Consider the following 18,245-nt stretch of genomic DNA (forward strand, 5'->3'; position numbering starts at 1 on the left):
GTGATGTGGCGCGACCACCTGACCGAGATCATTGTCTTCACGGTGCTGTTCCTGCTGGTCAGTGCCATGGGCTTCGTCGCGGCCCGGTGGCGGGCACCGAAGGACATGGCCAACCTCGACGAGTGGGGGCTGGGCGGGCGCAGCTTCGGCGGCTGGGTCACCTGGTTCCTGGTCGGCGGCGACCTGTACACCGCGTACACCTTCGTGGCGGTGCCGGCGCTGATGTTCGGCGCGGGTGCGGCCGGGTTCTTCGCCGTGCCGTACACGATCGTGATCTACCCGCTGGTGTTCCTGGTGCTGTGCCGGCTCTGGTCGGTCTCGCACCGGCACGGCTTCGTCACCCCGGCCGACTTCGTCCGCAGCCGGTTCGACTCGCCGGTGCTGGCGCTGCTCATCGCGATCACCGGCATCGTCGCCACCATGCCGTACATCGCGTTGCAGCTCGTCGGCATCGAGGCGGTGCTCAAGACCATGGGGGTGACCGGGGACAGCGCGGTGGCCCGGCACCTGCCGATCATCATCGCGTTCGCGATCCTGGCCGCGTACACGTACCAGTCGGGGCTGCGCGCGCCCGCGCTGATCGCGTTCGTGAAGGACACGCTGATCTACATCGTGATCCTGGTGGCGGTGATCTGGCTGCCGCAGAAGCTGGGCGGCTGGGGCAACATCTTCGACGCCGCCGAGGCGAAGTTCGCCGCGTCGCCGAATCCGAACGACGGGATCCTGCTCAACGCCAACAACCAGCTCCAGTACGTCACCCTGGCGCTCGGCTCGGCGCTGGCGCTGTTCCTGTACCCGCACAGCATCACCGGCGTGCTGGCCAGCCGGAACCGGGACGTGATCAAGCGGAACATGTCGGCGCTGCCCGCGTACAGCCTGGTGTTGGGGCTGATCGCGCTGCTCGGCTTCATGGCCATCGCGGCCGGGGTGAAGCCGCTGCCCGGGGCGACCGCCGGCACCGTGGACAGCAACACGGTGGTGCCGGTGCTGTTCGACCAGCAGTTCCCGGACTGGTTCGCCGGGGTCGCGTACGCGGCCATCGGCATCGGCGCGCTGGTGCCGGCGGCGATCATGTCGATCGCGGCGGCGAACCTGTTCACCCGCAACATCTACAGGGAGTACCTGAAGCGGGACGCCACCCCCGCCCAGGAGGCGAACGTCTCGAAGATCGCCTCGCTGGTGGTGAAGGTCGGCGCGGTGGCCTGCATCGTCTTCCTCGATCCGCAGTTCTCCATCGACCTTCAGCTCATCGGCGGCGTGATCATCCTCCAGACGCTGCCGGCGGTGGCGCTGGGCCTCTACACCCGCTGGTTCCACCGGGGCGCGCTGGTCGCCGGCTGGGCGGCCGGCATGGGCCTGGGCATGTGGATGCTCTACCAGATCCCCAACCCGGCGACGAAGCGGGCGCACTTCGGCGGCTCGGCGTTCCCGCTGGGCGAATTCGGCCTCGACACCACGAAGACGATCTACGTCGGCATCGTGGCCGTGCTGGCGAACCTCGTGGTCGCCGCCCTGGTCACCCTGGCCCTGCGGGCCGCGCGGGTGGCCGAGGGCGCCGACGGCACCACCGCGGACGACTACTTCGCCGACGAGGGCGACCCGCGCGTCACCCCCGGTGCCACCCGGGGCGCGGACGCCGCCCCCGAACCCGTCGCCTGAGCGGCGCGGCAGGGCCCCAGGTCGACCTGGGGCCCTGCCGCGCGCCGATCGGTCGGCTCAGCGGCGGGCGCGGTTCTCCAGGGCCTCGTTGAGCCGGGCGAGCATGTCGGCGAGGGTGTCCCGGTCCCCGGGCGTCCAGTCGGCGAGGATGTCCCCGTAGAGCCGGGTGCGGGCCGCCCGCACGGCGTCCATCCGGTGCAGCCCCGCCGAGGTGGGGGAGATGACCGTGCCCCGGCCGTCGGTCGGGTCGGGGGACCGGGCGATCAGGGCGTCCCGCTGCATCGCCGAGACCTGGCGGGTGACCGTGGAGCCGTCGAGGTTGAGCCGGGCGGCCAGCGCCGACACGTTCTGCGGCCCGGCCACGGCCAGGTGCCGCAGGATCACGTACGCCGCGCGGTCCAGCACCCGGTGCTCGGCGGTGCCGGTGGCCCGTCGGGTCGCCTCGCCGAGGCGCATCAGCATCGCCACCTCGGTCTCGATCCGCGCGAGGGCGGTCTCGTCCGGCCCGCTTCCCGTGGTGTGGTCGTCGCTCATGATTGTATGATACAACCGAATTGCCTGTACGATACAGCTATCTGGGAGGCAGAGTGGATCGGCGTACCGAGCCCAACCGCAGTGCCATCTACGCCACCACACTGGTGGCCTTCCTCGCCATCGCCGGCATCGCCGTGGTCGACCCGATCCTGCCCGCCATCGGCGAGGCCATCGGGGTCACCGCCTGGCAGGTCGAGCTGCTGTTCACCGCGTACATCGCGGTGATGGCCGTCGGGATGATCCCGGCGACCCTGGCCAGCGGCCGGTTCGGCTTCAAGCCGGTGCTGATCACCGGCGTCTCGGTGGTCGGCCTGGCCGCCATCGGAGCCTCGTTCAGCAACGACATCGTCCAGCTCTCCGTGCTGCGCGGCGTGTGGGGGCTGGGCAACGCGATGTTCTTCGCCACCGCCATGGTGGTGCTGGTCAACCTCGCCAACGACCGCGAATGGGTGGTCGGCCTCTTCGAGACCGCGCTCGGCCTCGGCTTCGCCGTCGGACCGCTGATCGGCGGCCTGCTCGGCCAGGTGAGCTGGCGGCTGCCGTTCTTCGTCTGCGGTGTGTTCATGGTGCTCGCCCTGGCCGTCGCGTCCCGCAGGATCCGGGAGCCGGCCAACCGGCAGGCGCCCGTACGCGTCGGGCAGATCTTCTCGACCTACCGCAAGCCCGCGTTCGTCACCCTGTGCGTGGTCACCGCCGCGTACAACTTCGTCTTCTTCGTGGTGCTCGGCTACACGCCGCTCTTCCTCGGCTTGGACATCGTCCCGCTGGGGCTGGCGTTCACCGGCTGGGGCCTCGGCCTGGCCGCCGGCATCCTGGTGATCGGCCACCGGCTCGCCCACCGCATCGGCGCCGTGCAGACCGTCGGCGTGGCCATCGCCGGCCTGCTGGTCTGCATGGCCCTGTTCGCCACCTCGACCGGCACCGCCATGTCGCTGGTGGTGCTCGTGATCTCCGGCCTGTTCATGGGCCTGGCCAACGCCAACCTCACCGACCTGGCGCTCGGCCTGGGCTCCGGTGACCGCCGGGTGGCGACCGGCGCGTTCAACCTGGTCCGCTGGGGCGCCGCCGCGCCCGCCCCGATCATCTCCGGCAAGCTCGCCGAGCACAGCCTCGCCCTGCCGTTCTGGGTCGGCTTCGGCGTCCTCGCCGTCGGCGTGCTGGTCTACCTGGCCTTCGCCCACGTGATGGCCGCCGGCTACGGCGAGCGGGTGCTCTGGTCCCGCTGGAACCGGGCCGCCACCGACGCCGAGCACACCCCGGAGGAGCCGGTCGGCGAGGCGTACTGAGCCGCCGCTGAGCCCGCTCCCTGCCGGCCCCCGGTCGCGGGCTCAGCGCGGCGCGCCCCGTTCCCCGGGCGGCCCCGGTCGCGGGCTCAGCGCAGCGCGCGCCAGAGCAGGTACAGGCCGATGCCGGTGCCGAACACCACGATCAGCGTCTTCAACACCACCGGCGGTAGCCGACGGACCAGCCGCGCGCCCGCGTACCCGCCGACCAGGGTCGCCGGGGCGACCACCGCGACGGCGGCCCAGTTGATCGGACCGAACAGCGCGAAGACCACCAGGGTGGTCAGCCCGACCGTGGCGGACAGCAGGTTCTTGACCGCCGACACCCGGGCCAGCGTCGCGTCCAGCACCAGGGCCAGGCCGGCCACCAGCATCACCCCGAGCGCCGCGCCGAAGTAGCCGCCGTACACCGCGCCGACCGCGACCATGGCCTGCACCGTCACCGTACGACGGCGCGGAGCCAGGTCGGCCGGGTGCCCGACGAGGCGGCGCAGCGGATCCTGGAAGGCGAGCACGGCCGTGGCCCCGAGCACCAGGAACGGCACCGTCAGCTCGAACGCCCGCGCCGGGGTGGCCAGCAGCAGCAGGCAGCCGACGATCGTGCCGGCGACGGTGGTCGGCAGCAGCAGCCACAGCGACCGCCCGCGCGGGAGGTCCGCCCGGCTGCCCGCCACGCTGGCCACGTAACCGGGGAAGACCGACACGGAGTTGCTCACGTTCGCCGGAATCGGCGGCAGGCCGACCGCGATCAGGGCCGGGAAGGTGATCAGCGAACCGCCCCCGGCCACCGCGTTCACCGTGCCCGCGGCGAGACCGGCGGCGACCAGGAGCGCGGCGCTGGAGAGATCCACGATCCCCGAGGCTAGTACGCGCCGGAAGGGACCGCGCCACCGCGGACTCAACCTTCGCACCGCCCGCCGCGTCGTTGCCGGTGACGGCCGCCGCCGGGGTCGTCCCCAGGACGTCCGCTGATCGTCCCGGACGGTCATCCGCTGATCATCGGTTCCATGACGAACATGGAGAACGGCAACTTGACCGGAGCGAGGATGGACAGCGCCGGCTATCCGGCGAGCGCCTTGCCGATTGGGTCCGCGCCGCCTACCGCGACAATCGCGGACAGGCTCGCCGCAGTGCCGACCAGCAGAGCGGGCTTGCTGGCCGGTTCAGAAGGTGCACCGGGTCGGGCGCACCACGCCGGGTGCCGGACGGTTCGGCCGACCCGCACATGCCATGAGCAGCGGAAACGCGATCGCTTTGGGATAGCCTTTCGAATCATTTGCTACCGTCACGCGGCGCCCCTAATGGCATCAGTTATAGCCGATTCCCTGTAGAGGTACGAGTGCCGCCATGAGTTAGTCGAGCATTCCACGTATGGTACTCGGGAAGTTCGCGAGTTTTTCGTCGGCGCGATGGTGTCGGTGTTTCACCCATTCCTTGCCTTCGGCGGCGACGCCTTCGAGGACGTGCAGGGTGTGGCTGAGCCCGGCGGCGTCCAGCGACAGTTCAGCGATCTTGGTTGGATCCTCGTCGTGCTGGAGCGACTCATTGTCAGGTTCGCTCACTCGGATGGAGATGGGAGCTCCGTTGAAGAGCGTCAACTCGAAGGTCTGTTGTTGGGTAGCGATGCCGTCGATCCGGACGGCGGCGACGGCGTCGAAGCGGTAATTGAGCCGTTGGGTGGTGCGGGTTGTAGCGGTTACAAAATCGAGGTCGATGTTGGCTTGCCGGACACCGTCGTCGGTAAGCAGAAACAGCAGCAGACGATACCTGGCGTACCGCCACGGACCCTGTGGGTACCGCGCCTTCTTGCAGGAGGGTCCTGGCGCCTCGATGAAGGCATGTGCGATCACATGGCTGGGGCGGACTCGGTACTGCCGCATGGCCTGGTCGACCAGAATTTTGCGGTCGCCTTCCAACCAAGCGGCCATCTCGGTGTCCGACGGCTTGTCGGACAGCTTGTGGCACCAGCGGCGGTATGCCGCCCAGCGGGCCCTGTCCTTGTCGTTTCGTTCCGCTTGGTCGTCGGCGACTCTGCGTCGTTCGGCGATGATCCGGAACGACGAGCGCACCGCTGGCACTGCGGACGCCGCCGCGAGCAGGAGCCAACCCGTGCCGGACAAGGGAGCGCTGGTCACAACGGCAGGAGCGGCCCAGAGGCTTCCCACAGTGAGGAGAGCCAGGCCACCGACGTGGAGGGCCTTGGTCCTAGAGGGGGTGCGCAACTGCTGGCGGTACGCCGTCAGCGTGTCCCGTTCCCATTGCCCTCGGACATCGCTCACCAAGTGTCGGACGAGCCAGGCGACTCGGGCTGCCTGGATGCGCTGTTCTCGGTAGAGTTCGACCACCTCGTCGCGGAGGTGCCGCTGGATCCCCGCCGTCTGGGCGAGCCAGTAGGTACGGTTGGTTCCTCGGGGGACGTATCGGCCGAAGTAGCGGGCAAAGAGCCGATCCACCTTGCGGGCGAAGCCTCCCGGTGATGCTTCTTGTCGCCGCTGCTGTGGTGGACGAATCTGTCCTTCCTTCGCGCGGAGCCGTGTCCGACGGTAGTACCGGTCCGCCCCGCCGACGCAGAAGGCAGCCAGCCCGATCAGGCCGACGAGCAGACCAAGGAACGGATCGAGCGTGCCGCGAGCCGCCACCAGCACGATCAACTGCACCACGGCGATGGTAAACACGGCAGCGCCGGCACTAGCGCTTAGCCAGTCCCGGAGAGGAACAGCGGCGGGCTGCACCGGCAGGGTTCGAGGCTGAGCGGGCGCGGGGTGGAAGAATTTCCAGACCCGGCTGAATCGATCCCCCTCCATGCGCTGCGACTCCGCTAGGGCGACGGACTTCCGCCACATCTCATCCTGCATCGCGCCCTCGAGTAGCGCCTCGAGGTGGCCGTAGATCCCGTCGCGTTGGCGCTGGTTCAGTGCATCGATCTCCTTGACCACCAGTTCCGCCTCGGCGTCGCGGACCGGCTCCAAGAGGCGGATGATCGCCTTCAACCCTGCGGCCCACTCGTCACGATCATCGAGGTGGGGCAGGTTGGCGCAGATAGCGGTGAGGCGATCCAGTTCCTCGGGGGCGAGTTGGCGCAGGGTGCGTCCGCTCAGCAGAGCGATGAGCCGGTAGAACTGGACCTCGGTGGTGACATACCCGCCGGCAATCGCCTTCTCGATGAGCGTGCGCGCCTGATCACGAACTCGCGCGTCGAGATACTTCAACGCGAAGACAAACTGCTCCTCTGGACTTGGGTTCGGCGGTAGCCGGTAGAAGTTGATATCACCGTGAACCACTCCTGCTTGTACGTCGACGTGCGCATCTCCTTGGGCGACGTTGGTCGCGGTCGGGGTCGTCATGACATTCCCTGGACCACGGCGATGATCGACGCCAGCCGCGCCGCCAACTCAGTCACGTCGGCTACCAGACCCCGCAACCGCTTGAGCACGACCAGCAGGCCACCCTTCTTGGGTGTGGCCGCCGAGACGCATTCCGTTGCCGCATCCAGTTCCGACTCGGCGGCAGCGTAGGTTTCTTCATCCAGTTGTCCGTCGAGGTGGGCCTGCTTGAGGTGGGTTCGCAAGTCGGCGATGCTCGCTGCCAGGTCGATCGGCCGCTCGGCGCCAGCGCCGACGGTGACGTTGCCGTAGATCTGCCCGGCCTGCACCCCGACCCGAGCGTTCCCGGTGGCGATGTTGCGGTTGCTCATGCGCATCGTTGGGCTCCCGTCCCGGTCCGCAGAGCCCGGCTGGCCGGCCGGACCGTCGTTGATCAGTTCTTGCGCCAGTGCGGTGGCGAATGTGGCGGCGTGACGTGCGGCCCTCGGTTGCCAGTGCTGTCCGTCGCTGGCTACCTTGCTGCCGTCGGCGTGGTCGCTGATGCCACGTATGACCACTACGGGCAGGGCGCGATTGAGGTGTCCCGCCTGGGCCACACCGGCCGCTTCCATCTCGACCGCTACGGCGTCGTTGTAGTGCTGGCGGATCCATTGGGCCTGTTCGGAGATCCCTGAGTCCTGCACGACCTCCCCTGCGGCGATCGGCCCGAAATGGACAACAGGCGCTGAGCCTGCGGGAAGACCACCACGCCAGGTGGCGGACCGGGCGACGTGGTGGGCGATCTGGTCGGCCTCGTGCGGGATCTCCCACGCCTTCGGTCGGGCCTTCAAGCCATCGTCCTCGCTGGTGCCGCCGTGGTAGGCGTAGATCTTGCTGGCGACGACGACGTCGCCGAGCTGAATGTTGGGCCACAGACCACCAGCAACTCCGACGAACAATACGGCGGCCGGAGAGAACTCGGCCATCGCCCGCTCCGCGAGCACCGCAGCCGGATGATTGCCCTTGCCAACCAGTCCCAGCGCGACCCGGCAGTCGCTCTGGTCGATCCTGCCGACCTCGAAACGGGTGCCGGCCGGGTGCCGGCGCACCTGCAGGTCGGTCAACTGGTCGCGGACCGCTTCGTACTCGAGGTTCAGCGCCGTGAGGATCACGACGAGACCGCTGTTCGTGCTCACGCTGTCTCCTTGCTGGTCTGGCCGTGAGGTCGGGTCATCGGAGGGTGCAGGATCGTGCGAGGGCCGGATCGAAACAGCCGAGCGGGACGCCCACCCTCCGTCTTGCGAGTCGGACCGGCGGGAACGATGAAGCCGTCCACGCTCTGCACTTTGCGGTAGAAGTTCCGCGCATCGAGCGGCACCCCCCACACCGCTTCGTAGACGTCCTGAAGCTCTGAGATCGTGAAGGTCGGGCCGCAAAAGGCGGTCGCGAGCGCCGACCGCTCCAACTTCTCCCGCGCCCGGTCGACACCATCGGTCAAAATCTGCTCATGATCGAAGGCCAGATGCGCGTCACCGGACAGCACCTGCGTCACCGGCGTCCAATACGCCCCTGACGCATCGGTGCCGGCAACCGGCTCAGGCAGCCGAGGTGCGATGGCCAGGTAAGCCGCAGAGACCACCCGCCCCCTTGGATCACGATCCGGCGCACCGTAGATGCCGAGTTGTTCGAGGTGCAACTGATCCGGTCCCAAACCAGCCTCCTCGGCAAGCTCTCGGTGGGCGGCGGCCGAGAGGTCTTCCTCTTCATGGCTGAGGAAACCGCCAGGCAAGGCCAAGGTGCCCTGGCAGGGCTCGACGCCACGCTCTACCAGCAGGACCTGAAGACGGGATTCCCGCAGCGTGAGGATGACGAGGTCAACCGCAAGGAGAACGGTCGGTGCGACCCAATGATCGTCGGACATGAATCAACCATATGCTTACTGTCACTCTGACAGGAAGCCTGGCAAGTGTCGGATTCCAGCACTCCACTCACGCGTGAGCCAGGCTGGCTTCTTTCGTCGCTTAACTACGGTGAGGAGCCAGACGGCGCGGGGGCTGACCCGGCTGCGGTCCGACTGCCGGCGCGTTCCGGCGGCCAACGCCGTTCTCACCGACAGGCTGCCCGCGGTGCCTCGTCGGACCGCCGCTGCCGTCCTGGTCGAGGCCGTGACGGATGGCAAGGTTCAGGCATTCGCTCCGGTACGCGACGGAGCCGCGCAGCTCGCCCTCCCGTGGGTGCGCAGGTCGGCCTGAGGGCGCTCGACCTGTCCGGCCGGGTAGTCGGCTCCGGTCGGTTCGCCGAGGTGGGCGAAGGGGAACGGATCTTCAACGAGCAGGTTGCGTCGAACTGGTGACGGACGGACGGTGACGGTCGGCATATGCCGCCTACCCGGCCGGCGTTACGCGGGCTGGGCGTCGTGACGATCGGCGTCCTCTGAGAGGCGTCACCCACTCGTAGGGTGGGGCGCAATAGACGCGGACGCCACGTCGTTAGGATGGGGAGTGCGACGGACGAGTCGACCGGGCGGTCGCGTCGACGGGCTGCGGCCCGTCGCCGAGGAACGTCCGGACTCCACAGGGCAGGGTGGTTGTTAACGGCAACCCGGGGCGACCCGCGGGACAGTGCCACAGAAAACAGACCGCCGACCCCAACGGGGACGGTAAGGGTGAAACGGTGGGGTAAGAGCCCACCAGCATCCCGGGTGACCGGGATGGCTCGGTAAACCCCACCCGGAGCAAGGCCAAAATGGGCCGCCATCGCAAGATGATGGCCCAGCGCAGACGCTTGAGGGCTGCCCGCCCGATGTCTGCGGGTAGGCCGCACGAGCCTGCCGGCGACGGCAGGCCTAGATGGATGGCCGCCGCTGGCGCGGACCCCGCGAGGGGTACGCGCCGGGCACAGAATCCGGCGTACAGGTCGACTCGTCCGTCGCCCACCAGCTTAGAGCCGTGATCAAGGCTCTGAGCTGGTTCTATGTCCGGGTGTCGATGGTCGTTCTTGGTCAACATTGGCCGGCGTTTGACGCCCTGAGGACGCCCTGACGCCCTGGAGACGCCCTGAGCGCTGGGTCAATTGGCCTTGCCTCGGTCCGGCACGCTATGCCGTCCTGAGGGCCCCTTCCTGGTCGGCGCTTGAGGGCCTGAGTCGATGGCCGGCGGCTGCGGGGGAGGGCCGGGCACGTCCTGGCGGTGGAGCTGGTGCCGCGACCCCGCGATCCGGTGGCAAGCCAGTCCCGGGGTTGGACTGGTGCGGCAGCCGGAAGCCCCGACCACACGACCAGACCAGCCCCGTCGGCTTCCGTCACGGCCTTTTTGGACCTGGTTCCTGCTGCGGTGGGGCGGGCGTCCCGGCGGCTGTCGGTGGCTCACCGCCCCGGCGCCGTAGGCGGCCGGGGCGGCTTGCCGCCGGCCGGGCTTGCCGCCCCGCACCGCGCGGAGCGCGGTGCCTTGATCAAACAAAGGGAAATTCGGCAACTTTATTCATTGCCGAATGCGCCGCTGGCAGGGGTGGCATGAAGACCTTACTGTCTAGCAGTGGTGCGCACCAGGAGGGTAATGCTGTACCGTATTGGGGCTATCGATATGGGCCGCTAGGTTGGATTGATCGACTAAGGGCCTTAAGGTTTGCTGGTCAACTTACCGACCATCGAAGAAGTGGATGACGGAGCTTTGGTGGGAAAGTTGTCGCGGAGTGTCTGGTTTGGGCGCATCGGCAAGATTGTCGCAATGGCCTTCCTTGTGTTGGCGGCAGCTTGGGTGCCTGGAGCGGCGTGGCTTGAACGGCATGATGCGGCACGCTTCGACAGCAAAGTTGGATGGGCAAATATCTTGGCATTATCGGTGGGTGCGCTTGGCGTGGTGCTCACTTTTCTCGATAAATGGCGCTCCGCTAATCATCCGTCCAAGGACCAGCTAAAAGAGGTGGCCGAAAGGCTCGCCGATGAGGTGCTTCGCCTTGAAGGTACCCAATTAGCGCGCTTGCTTGCTACAGATCGTCTCGACTCGCGGCCGGCGGCGGTTCGATTCGTCCTCTCGACCACAGGTCGTCGCGGGAAGTCTCGTCCCAGCAATCGGGGTGTCTCTAAGGGAGGTGACCTCGGGGAAGTGGCGGAATTCTTCCTTGCTCAAACTCGGGGTCGCCTAGTAATACTAGGAGAGCCAGGAAGCGGAAAGACGGTCCTAGCGCGGTCGCTTCTCGTGGGTTTGCTGCAAAAGCGCGAACTAGATAGAAGCTCTTCGCAAGGTGATAGTGGTATCGGGGTTCCTGTCTATTTCAATCTCGCGTCGTGGTCTGCTGACCTTGATGCGTATGGTTGGTTGACTGGACAGTTGGCCGAGAGGTATCGCCTTTCCCGAGAGGTCTGCATAACGCTGTTGCGTCGAAGAGTTATTATTCCCATCCTCGATGGCCTAGATGAGCTTGACTCAGAAGAGGTTAGCGACAGGGCATTGTTAGTCGTTGCTAAGATTAATGACTATATCGCCCAAAACCCTGGCGTGAGATTAGTCGTTGTCTGTCGTTCGGGCTCCAGATACTACGGGCGTTTCGGACAAGGGGTACGGGATGCTGATGAGATCGTACTGAAGCCCCTCACCGTCCCTCAATCAATCGAATACATCTCGATGCACTGTCGAGGGGAGGCTGACCAAGAGGCGTGGTCGACTCTTTTTAGCAAGTTGCGAGGGGCTGGCGCGAGCGAGGTCAAGAGATTGCTATCCAACCCTTGGAAGCTCTCAGTAGCTGTTCAGTTTTACTTGACTGGTGGTGATCCGAATGCACTTCTTCCCCTAGAAAGCGTTAAGGGCGACGGTCGTCGGGTCAAGGAATCGCAGGCTTGTTATTCCGATAGAATTGAAAGTCTCTTGCTCGAGAGTTACGTTCAGGCGAAGGTGCGTCTGTATGGAACAAAGCGATACTCGCCGGATGTTGCCCAACGTTATCTACGTGCTATAGCCAGCATGATGACCAGCGGCAAGAGCCCAACCTCGCAGATTGTATTGCATCACCTTCTCGACATTGTTCCAGAACAGGCATTTTCGCGTACTTATAAATATTCTTTCTGGCTTATGTGTCACGTTCCTTTCTTTGTATATGGCATTGTGAATAACTTCGGCTCTTTCTGGGAAGAGGAGGGAGTGTGGTCATGGCTTGATATCGCGATCTTCTTTTCGAATTACTTGTTCTTGGTGTCGCTGATTGCTCGGCATGGTCCGAGTCGTGCTCGTCGTCCATCTCGGTTGAGGCTTGGGCGTCTGCGTAATCCCAGGGCGCTGCTTATTATGGTGGCTGGGATTTTGTTTGCCCTTCTGGTTAGCTTCATGGGTTCATTTAAACCGTGGTATGGAATATCCATGGGAATCCTTGTTTTCCTAGGCATTTCGCTAATGGCTCTGGGTGACTCCTCTGCGGCTCAGGCTAGTGATTTAGGGCCGCGTGCGCCCCTGCGCTATGACACTGTCTACGCGTTGATGGGTGCTGTCCTTGCTGGCCTGTTTTATGGAGTCTATATCGGCGAGATGATTGGTTTTACTGGAGGTCTCCTCTTGGGGTTGCTGGCCTTCTCTGGATGGCTCTACTCGTCGTCGGCAGCTCATTATTTGATTGCAGCGCATGTGACTCGAATGAAGTTCGGCTTTCCTTTCTTCGTGGGTCGTTTTTTGGATTGGGCTCAGTCTGCTGGGCTGATGCGGATTTCGGGTCTCGGCTACGAGTTCCGCCACGCGGAGCTTCAGTCTTTCTTGGCTACCAGCCATGAAGTGAGAGGTTCTGCAAATCCATCGGATCAAAGAGAGCGTGGTCAGGCTGGGTTGGTTCTGTCGGCTCACTCATAGCCAAGGAGGGTGCTCGTTCGCTGTCTGCTCTCCTATCGCTTCTAGCTCTTGAGCGCGTGAAGCCTCGGGCAGCGCGTACATCGAGGTGATCTGGAACATTCTGCCGTCGTACGCCCATTCCTCTACCCCGGCAGGATGCCAGACAGGCCCGCTACCGGTCAGCGTCGCGCCCGAATCGATCCCCGCGATCGATACGCTCTAAACGCGCTCGAACCGCCGTCCGCCCTGCCCGTCCGCTTCTGCCGCGATTAGCGCGCTGAGGTGTCGCAGATCAGTTGGCGGGCGTGTGTCGCGCATCAGTCGATGGAGGGCAGTGCAAGCAAATGTTGCGTGAGCCTTCACGAGTCTCCGGCTTTTTGTGTCAACGTCAACGGCCTGTCCTCTGCGGATCGCGGGCTAACCCTTTCACGCATGGCTCTCGGCCGTGGCGTGGGAGGTAAGTTCATCAACCTGACGCCTGCCTCCAAGACGTACAGCTCTCTGCGGGCTACGGCGTCGCCCTTGTCGTCTAGCTGATAGCCGTCCAGCCACGTCCAACCGTAGTAGGTGTGTAGCTCCGCGCGGACCTTGATGAGACGAAAGAAGATCGGCCGTACGAACTGAGGGCTTGCCGCGCGGGTCAGGTGGAGCACGTCACCGGCCCTCACTTCGGTCCTTCCTGTCTCGCCAGGCGCGTAGGGTTTCGCCGGCCGCCGTCAGGCGTGGGCATCCGTCGTCAGAGCATTCCGAGCAGTCGGCGCGGTGATGGAAGTCGACGATGTAGCCGGCTCTCAGGACGAGAAACGGGGGCTCTGGCCGTCTCTGCGGGATCGACACGGCTCACCTCTGGTTGCGCTGCTTGGTGGCCTTCACCGAACGCCACGCGCCGACCCTGGTCGTCGGGGCTGTTCTGGGGGCGAGGCGACATCTCGACTGGTCCCCGTCTGCGGCTCCCGGTCGTGCGCGGATGGGGTTGGCTCACCGGCTACGTAGTCCACGGGTTGGGCGGGGCGCTGGAACCATTTGTACCTAGTCATCCGTCAAGAGTAGATGACTAGAGCGTGCGCATACTAGGCGTCCATCAACTTGATGCAGACCTAGTCGGCGTGTGCCTAGCGTCAGCGTCATGGGCAAGAAGCTGCGGTTGGTGGGTTCGGGGGAGATCCGGACCATGCTCGGCGGCATCTCGCGGCAGCGCGTCTACCAGATCACCAGCCGGCGTGACTTCCCTGAGCCGGTAGCCACGCTTCAGATGGGCAACGTCTGGCTTGCCGAGGATGTGGAGGCGTGGGTTGCCGCCAAGCGTGGGGACCTGGACTAGCTCCAGGCGGACATCTGGGCGTGCCGTCTCCGGTGCAGACCGGCTGCCGCACGTCGATTGACGACACGAGAAACGCCCCGGTGACGATCTCCCGGGGCGCTCGTGTGCGGTGTGGCGGTGCTACAGCTCGTCGACGGCGAAGGCGGTCACCAGTTCGGCCATGCTGTCGATGATGGCGTCTGCGGCGGCGAGCCGTTCGCGCTTGCCGGGCTTGTTGGCGTACCCGATGGCGGTGACCCCGGCGGCGTGGGCGGCCTCGATGTCGCTGACCGAGTCACCGACGAGAACACATTCCGCCGGCTCGGCGCCCAGCTCCCGCACGGCTGCCAGCACCGGGAACGGGTCCGGCTTCATCCGCTCGGGTGCTGCCTCGGGCCGACCGATCACCGGATACACATACGAGGTCAGTCGGCGGGCGCTCAGATAGGCGTGGACGCACCCAGCGGAGTTGTTGGAGACCACGGCGACCCGTCGGCCGGTCTGCTGGGCGGCAACGATGACTTCCCGTCCGTACGGGGTCGGTTCGGCGGTGCGGGCCGCGGTGATCTCTTCGCGGGTCATGGCCTCGTCGACCAGGCGAACGACGGCAGGGCGCCCGACGGTGGCGGTGAAGCGGAGCACGGCGAGCGGATCACGTTCGGCCAGGATCTCGGGCGGCAGGGTGACGGCCTGGTCGACGAGTAGCCGGCGCAACCCCTGGGCGACGGTCGACGCCGGGTGTTGGGCGAAGATGCTGCACACGGGTCCGTCGAAGTCGAGCAGGATGACGCGGGCGCGGTCGATCACCTGGGTCAGGTCGGCGGCGGTCACGACGTGTACTCGCGGGCGATCGTGCCCCACATGCTGTCGAACCAGGCGCGGGCCTGTTCGACGTAGAGGGCGTCGTTGCTGGTGTCCTCGTCGCTGGGCGTGAACGGGAACAGGATGGCGTCTTTGCCCATCGCGTCGTAGATGGCCATCGGCTTGCCGTCTACGGAGACGGTGTGCTCGACGACGGGGTAGAAGCCGAAGAACGCTTCCTGCTCGTTGATGATGAACAGCTTGAACAGGGGTGCGGCGCCGTGAACCCGTACCTCGATGGTGGCGGTCTTGACCAACCCGAGATCGGCTAGTTCCTGTACGGCGTCGGTGAGGGCGTGGATCGACCTGTCGGTGATGCGGAGGGCTCGGGCGCGGATGCCGGGGTCGTCGGCCTGGTCCTCGGCTCGGCAGGGGATCGCCATGGGGGCGGTCATGTCGGAGATCAGCACGCGTACGCGGATCGACTCCGGGGTGAGGCGTCCGATGCGGACCTTGTCCAAGGTCTCTTGGATCGCGTTGTACAGCGTCTCGCCGGAGAAGCCGGCGAAGTCGATCGTGACGTTCGTGGCCTCGAACGCTCGTTCAACGTGCGGGCGTAGTCCGACCGGGCGTTCCGTGTTGGCGCGGACGAAGGTGCCGCTGCCCTGACGGGTCACGATCAGCCGTTCCTCTTGCAGCTTGCGGAGGGCTGCCTTGATCGTTTCGCGGGCGACGCTGAACCGCTCGACGAGGTCGTGTTGCGACGGCAGTTTCTCACCGGGCGCGAACTTCCCGGTCTTGATCTCGGCGCGCAGGGTGGCCGCGATCTGTTGCGACGGCGTGCGCGGGTCATCTGGGTCAAGGGCCATGCACGGACGGTACCGCTGACTAGCCAGGCTAGGAAAGTTCCCACACTGTCATTGACATGACTAGCCAAGCCGGCCTACCTTTGATCCACACCACCTGGCTAGTCAGGATGGTCAGGTGAGATCGGGAGGTTGAGCGATGGCTCTGCGTGGCGGTACGAGGTTCGCCGTGCGTTGTGAGGACGTGTTCCCGGCGGGGTGCGCGTTGGTGCCCGAGTCGCTGGGTGAGGTGGAGGACTACGACGAGAAGACCGGCCGGCGGTCTCCGGCGAAGGACAAGCTGACCGGCCAGCGGGTGTGGCAGGTGCGCGTGATGGACCTTGACCCCGAGCTGGGGAAGCGCTCACGGGAGACGACGGTGAAGATCTCGGCGGACTACCAGCCGGTTCCGCCGTCGGGCGCTCCGTTCGAGGGCGTCGAGTTCGAGGGCATGACGGTCACGCCGTACGTGGCGAGCAACGGTCGGATGGCGTACTCGCTGCGGGCGACCGCACTGCGTGCCCCGGCGGGCGTGGCCGGCAAGCAGAAGGCGGCTGCGTAGCCGCTTTGAGTGTGGGCGGGGCTGTCTGATCTTGGCGGACGGCAGCCCCGCCCTTCTCTGTCTCTTCCCCCTGCTCTGTCGAGAGAGGTAGTGACGTGTCCAAGGGTATGCGTCCGGCTGGCCGTGGCTGGCCTCGGTGTGGTGTGTGTCAGTCCCGGTTCGATCCGGCCACGGGTGCCGATGGTCGGTGTGACGGCTGCGTCGGGCAGCTCGTCCTTCCGTTTCCTCCGGTCCGGGACTCGTCGGGCCGGTTCGTGTCGCTGCGGGGTGTCAAGTGATCGGGCGGCCTCGCGGCGAAGTGCTGATGACGACGGCCGGGGATCTGATGGTGATCCGGCCGAAGCGGTTCGAGCTGCCGGTCTGGGCGGTGCTGCTCGGCCTGGTGCTGCGCTGGTCCTGGCGGGCGCTCTGGTGGTGCCTGCGTCACCCGGTGGCCACGGCCTCGGCGGTTCTGGCGCTCACGCTGTACGTCGAGTTCGGCTGGTCCGGCCTGGTGGTGCCGCTCGTGCTGATGTCGGCGGCCTCGGCGCTGTGGCGTTGGCGGGATGAATCGTCCTGGTGGGCCTGGTTGGCGGGTCCGCTGCTCGGCTCGTTCCGGCGGGTGTTCGTCTACCGGCGGGTCTGGCGTGAGGCCATGACGTTGTGTGGGCTCGCTGAGACGTACGACCATCGGGGCGTCCTGCCAGAACTCCTGCGGGTCCGCTCGGACCAGGCGCTCGACGTGCTGACGGTCCGCATGGTCCGGGGCCAGACGCCAGAACAGTTCCAGAAGGTCAGCGCCAATCTCGCCTACGCCTTCGGCCGGCGGCACGCCCGGGTCTACTCGGAACGTCCCGGCGACCCGCCGACCCGTACCGGGCGCGGCGCCTGGCTGCTGCGGCTCGTCGACAGGGTGCGGTACCGGGACCGGCCGACGGTGGTCTACCTGGCGCTGGTGCGTACCGATGCGCTGCGGACCGTGGTCCCGCCGTTCCCGGTGCCGGCGGTGCCGGACTTCACCGCGCTGCCGCTGGCCCGCCGGGAGGACCTGCGTACCTGGTCGCTTCACCTGCTCGCCACTCACGTCCTGGTCGGCGGTGCCACCCGGTCCGGCAAGGGCTCGGTGCTCTGGTCGCTCGTCCGGGTCCTCGGCGGCGGGATCGCCTCCGGGCTGGTCCGGCTCTGGGTGATCGACCCCAAGGGCGGGATGGAGTTCGCGCTCGGCCGTCCCATGTTCGCCCGGTTCGCCTGCAAGTCGTTCGAGGCCATGGCGGACCTGCTCGACGAGGCCGTGACCGTCCTGCGCGAGCGTCAGACCCGGTTGGCCGGAACCGTCCGGGTGCACACGCCGACTGAGGCTGACCCCCTGGTCGTGGTCGTCGTCGACGAAATGGCGGCGCTGACGGCGTACCTCCAGGATGTGGACCTGCGCAAGCGCATCGCCGGCTCGCTGGGGCTGCTGCTGTCGCAGGGTGCCGGGGTCGGGGTCCTGGTGGTGGCCGCGTTGCAGGACCCGCGCAAGGAGGTGCTGCCGTTCCGGGATTTGTTCCCGACCCGCATCGCGCTCGGGCTCACTGAGGCGTCTCAGGTCGACCTGGTCCTTGGCGAAGGCGCCCGCAACCGGGGTGCCCTGGCCGACCAGATGCCCCGATGGGCAAAGGGCGTCGGGTACGTGATCCTCGACGGCACCCCCGACCCGATGCGGGTCCGCTTCTCGTACGTCGGTGACGACGACATCCGGGGCATGGCGCGGCAGTACCCGGCACCCGTCGACGCGTCGGACATCCTCGCCCAGGTCGGCCGCGAAACCGCCACCGAACCGGTACGCCTTCCCCTGCCCCGCAAGCACTCCGGGCCGCTACTGCCCGATGCGCTGCGCAACCTCCTCGACCGGGACGGCAGGGGTGATCCGCGGTGACCGCCACCCCGAACAGTCGCCGGTTCTACCGGCTCCGCACCCCCGAACCGATCACCGCCGTGTCCGTCCGGGTCGACCCCGAACGGCCCGACCCGTACCCGGTCTACCTGGCGGTCGGCGGCGGCCGGCGACGGATGTCCCTGACCCCCGACGAGGCGTGGGCGCTGTGGCGCTGCCTCTCCGAAGCCGTCGCCGCGCTCGGCACCCCTCCCGACTACATCCGCACTGACATCCGACCGGCCCGGAGGTAAC

16 protein-coding genes and 1 other RNA gene are annotated in these 18,245 nt (G+C 66.6%); 9 read left to right on the forward strand and 8 right to left on the reverse strand.

Features of this window, described 5'->3' with window-relative positions; genetic code table 11:
- Window positions 1–3 precede the first annotated feature (3 nt).
- Complete coding sequence (gene mctP / locus OG559_RS19710) at window positions 4–1,659, forward strand: monocarboxylate uptake permease MctP (protein ID WP_405116809.1); 1,656 nt, start codon at window positions 4–6, stop codon at window positions 1,657–1,659.
- Window positions 1,660–1,716: 57 nt separating this feature from the next.
- Here the strand turns inward: mctP and OG559_RS19715 are convergent, their stop codons facing one another.
- On the reverse strand, window positions 1,717–2,193 hold the full coding sequence (locus tag OG559_RS19715; protein WP_396671088.1) for a MarR family winged helix-turn-helix transcriptional regulator: 477 nt from the start codon (window positions 2,191–2,193) through the stop codon (window positions 1,717–1,719).
- Between the two features lie 53 nt (window positions 2,194–2,246).
- Between OG559_RS19715 and OG559_RS19720 the strand changes: the two genes are divergently transcribed.
- Complete coding sequence (locus OG559_RS19720; RefSeq protein ID WP_405105766.1) at window positions 2,247–3,479, forward strand: MFS transporter; 1,233 nt, start codon at window positions 2,247–2,249, stop codon at window positions 3,477–3,479.
- A gap of 86 nt (window positions 3,480–3,565) precedes the next feature.
- On the opposite strand, the gene OG559_RS19725 is transcribed toward OG559_RS19720, so the two are convergent.
- From OG559_RS19725 to OG559_RS19740, 4 genes are all read right to left on the reverse strand, one after another.
- Window positions 3,566–4,327, reverse strand: coding sequence for a sulfite exporter TauE/SafE family protein (locus OG559_RS19725; protein ID WP_405105768.1), 762 nt, complete (start codon window positions 4,325–4,327; stop codon window positions 3,566–3,568).
- Between the two features lie 501 nt (window positions 4,328–4,828).
- Window positions 4,829–6,820 (reverse strand): hypothetical protein, encoded by a 1,992-nt coding sequence (locus tag OG559_RS19730; protein WP_405105770.1) that lies wholly within the window; start codon window positions 6,818–6,820, stop codon window positions 4,829–4,831.
- The gene (locus OG559_RS19735) at window positions 6,817–7,974 is read right to left on the reverse strand and encodes a purine phosphorylase (protein WP_405105771.1); all 1,158 of its coding nucleotides are present in this window, start codon (window positions 7,972–7,974) and stop codon (window positions 6,817–6,819) included. The genes OG559_RS19730 and OG559_RS19735 overlap by 4 nt, the downstream gene beginning before the upstream one ends.
- A complete protein-coding gene (locus OG559_RS19740) occupies window positions 7,971–8,699 on the reverse strand; it encodes an NrtR DNA-binding winged helix domain-containing protein (RefSeq protein WP_405105773.1) in 729 nt (242 codons plus the stop codon). The genes OG559_RS19735 and OG559_RS19740 overlap by 4 nt, the downstream gene beginning before the upstream one ends.
- Before the next feature lie 309 nt (window positions 8,700–9,008).
- Here OG559_RS19740 and OG559_RS19745 point away from each other — a divergent pair, with 309 nt between their 5' ends.
- The 3 genes from OG559_RS19745 to OG559_RS19755 all read left to right on the forward strand — a co-directional run bounded on the left by OG559_RS19745 (window position 9,009) and on the right by OG559_RS19755 (window position 12,609).
- Window positions 9,009–9,131 (forward strand): hypothetical protein, encoded by a 123-nt coding sequence (locus tag OG559_RS19745; protein WP_405105775.1) that lies wholly within the window; start codon window positions 9,009–9,011, stop codon window positions 9,129–9,131.
- 158 nt (window positions 9,132–9,289) lie between these two features.
- Window positions 9,290–9,706, forward strand: an RNA gene (gene rnpB / locus OG559_RS19750) — RNase P RNA component class A.
- Between the two features lie 725 nt (window positions 9,707–10,431).
- Complete coding sequence (locus OG559_RS19755; RefSeq protein ID WP_405105776.1) at window positions 10,432–12,609, forward strand: NACHT domain-containing protein; 2,178 nt, start codon at window positions 10,432–10,434, stop codon at window positions 12,607–12,609.
- A gap of 338 nt (window positions 12,610–12,947) precedes the next feature.
- Here OG559_RS19755 and OG559_RS19760 read toward each other — a convergent pair whose 3' ends face one another.
- On the reverse strand, window positions 12,948–13,256 hold the full coding sequence (locus tag OG559_RS19760) for a hypothetical protein (protein WP_405105778.1): 309 nt from the start codon (window positions 13,254–13,256) through the stop codon (window positions 12,948–12,950).
- Window positions 13,257–13,714: 458 nt separating this feature from the next.
- Between OG559_RS19760 and OG559_RS19765 the strand changes: the two genes are divergently transcribed.
- Window positions 13,715–13,909: a helix-turn-helix transcriptional regulator gene (locus OG559_RS19765; RefSeq protein ID WP_405105780.1), complete on the forward strand. Its 195-nt coding sequence runs from the start codon at window positions 13,715–13,717 to the stop codon at window positions 13,907–13,909.
- Window positions 13,910–14,029: 120 nt separating this feature from the next.
- On the opposite strand, the gene OG559_RS19770 is transcribed toward OG559_RS19765, so the two are convergent.
- Window positions 14,030–14,719, reverse strand: a complete 690-nt coding sequence (locus tag OG559_RS19770; RefSeq protein ID WP_405105782.1) for an HAD family hydrolase — start codon at window positions 14,717–14,719, stop codon at window positions 14,030–14,032.
- Entirely contained in the window at window positions 14,716–15,558 is an 843-nt protein-coding gene (locus tag OG559_RS19775; RefSeq protein ID WP_405105784.1) for a GntR family transcriptional regulator, read from the reverse strand. The genes OG559_RS19770 and OG559_RS19775 overlap by 4 nt, the downstream gene beginning before the upstream one ends.
- A 136-nt stretch (window positions 15,559–15,694) precedes the next feature.
- Here OG559_RS19775 and OG559_RS19780 point away from each other — a divergent pair, with 136 nt between their 5' ends.
- From OG559_RS19780 to OG559_RS19790, 3 genes are all read left to right on the forward strand, one after another.
- Entirely contained in the window at window positions 15,695–16,096 is a 402-nt protein-coding gene (locus OG559_RS19780) for a transcriptional regulator (protein ID WP_405105786.1), read from the forward strand.
- A 304-nt stretch (window positions 16,097–16,400) separates the two neighbouring features.
- Window positions 16,401–17,993, forward strand: coding sequence for an FtsK/SpoIIIE domain-containing protein (locus tag OG559_RS19785; protein WP_405105788.1), 1,593 nt, complete (start codon window positions 16,401–16,403; stop codon window positions 17,991–17,993).
- A complete protein-coding gene (locus OG559_RS19790) occupies window positions 17,990–18,244 on the forward strand; it encodes a hypothetical protein (protein ID WP_405105790.1) in 255 nt (84 codons plus the stop codon). The genes OG559_RS19785 and OG559_RS19790 overlap by 4 nt, the downstream gene beginning before the upstream one ends.
- Window position 18,245 lies beyond the last annotated feature (1 nt).

Origin of the sequence: Micromonospora sp. NBC_01405 (assembly GCF_045040155.1) — a bacterium.
Lineage (GTDB): Bacteria > Actinomycetota > Actinomycetes > Mycobacteriales > Micromonosporaceae > Micromonospora.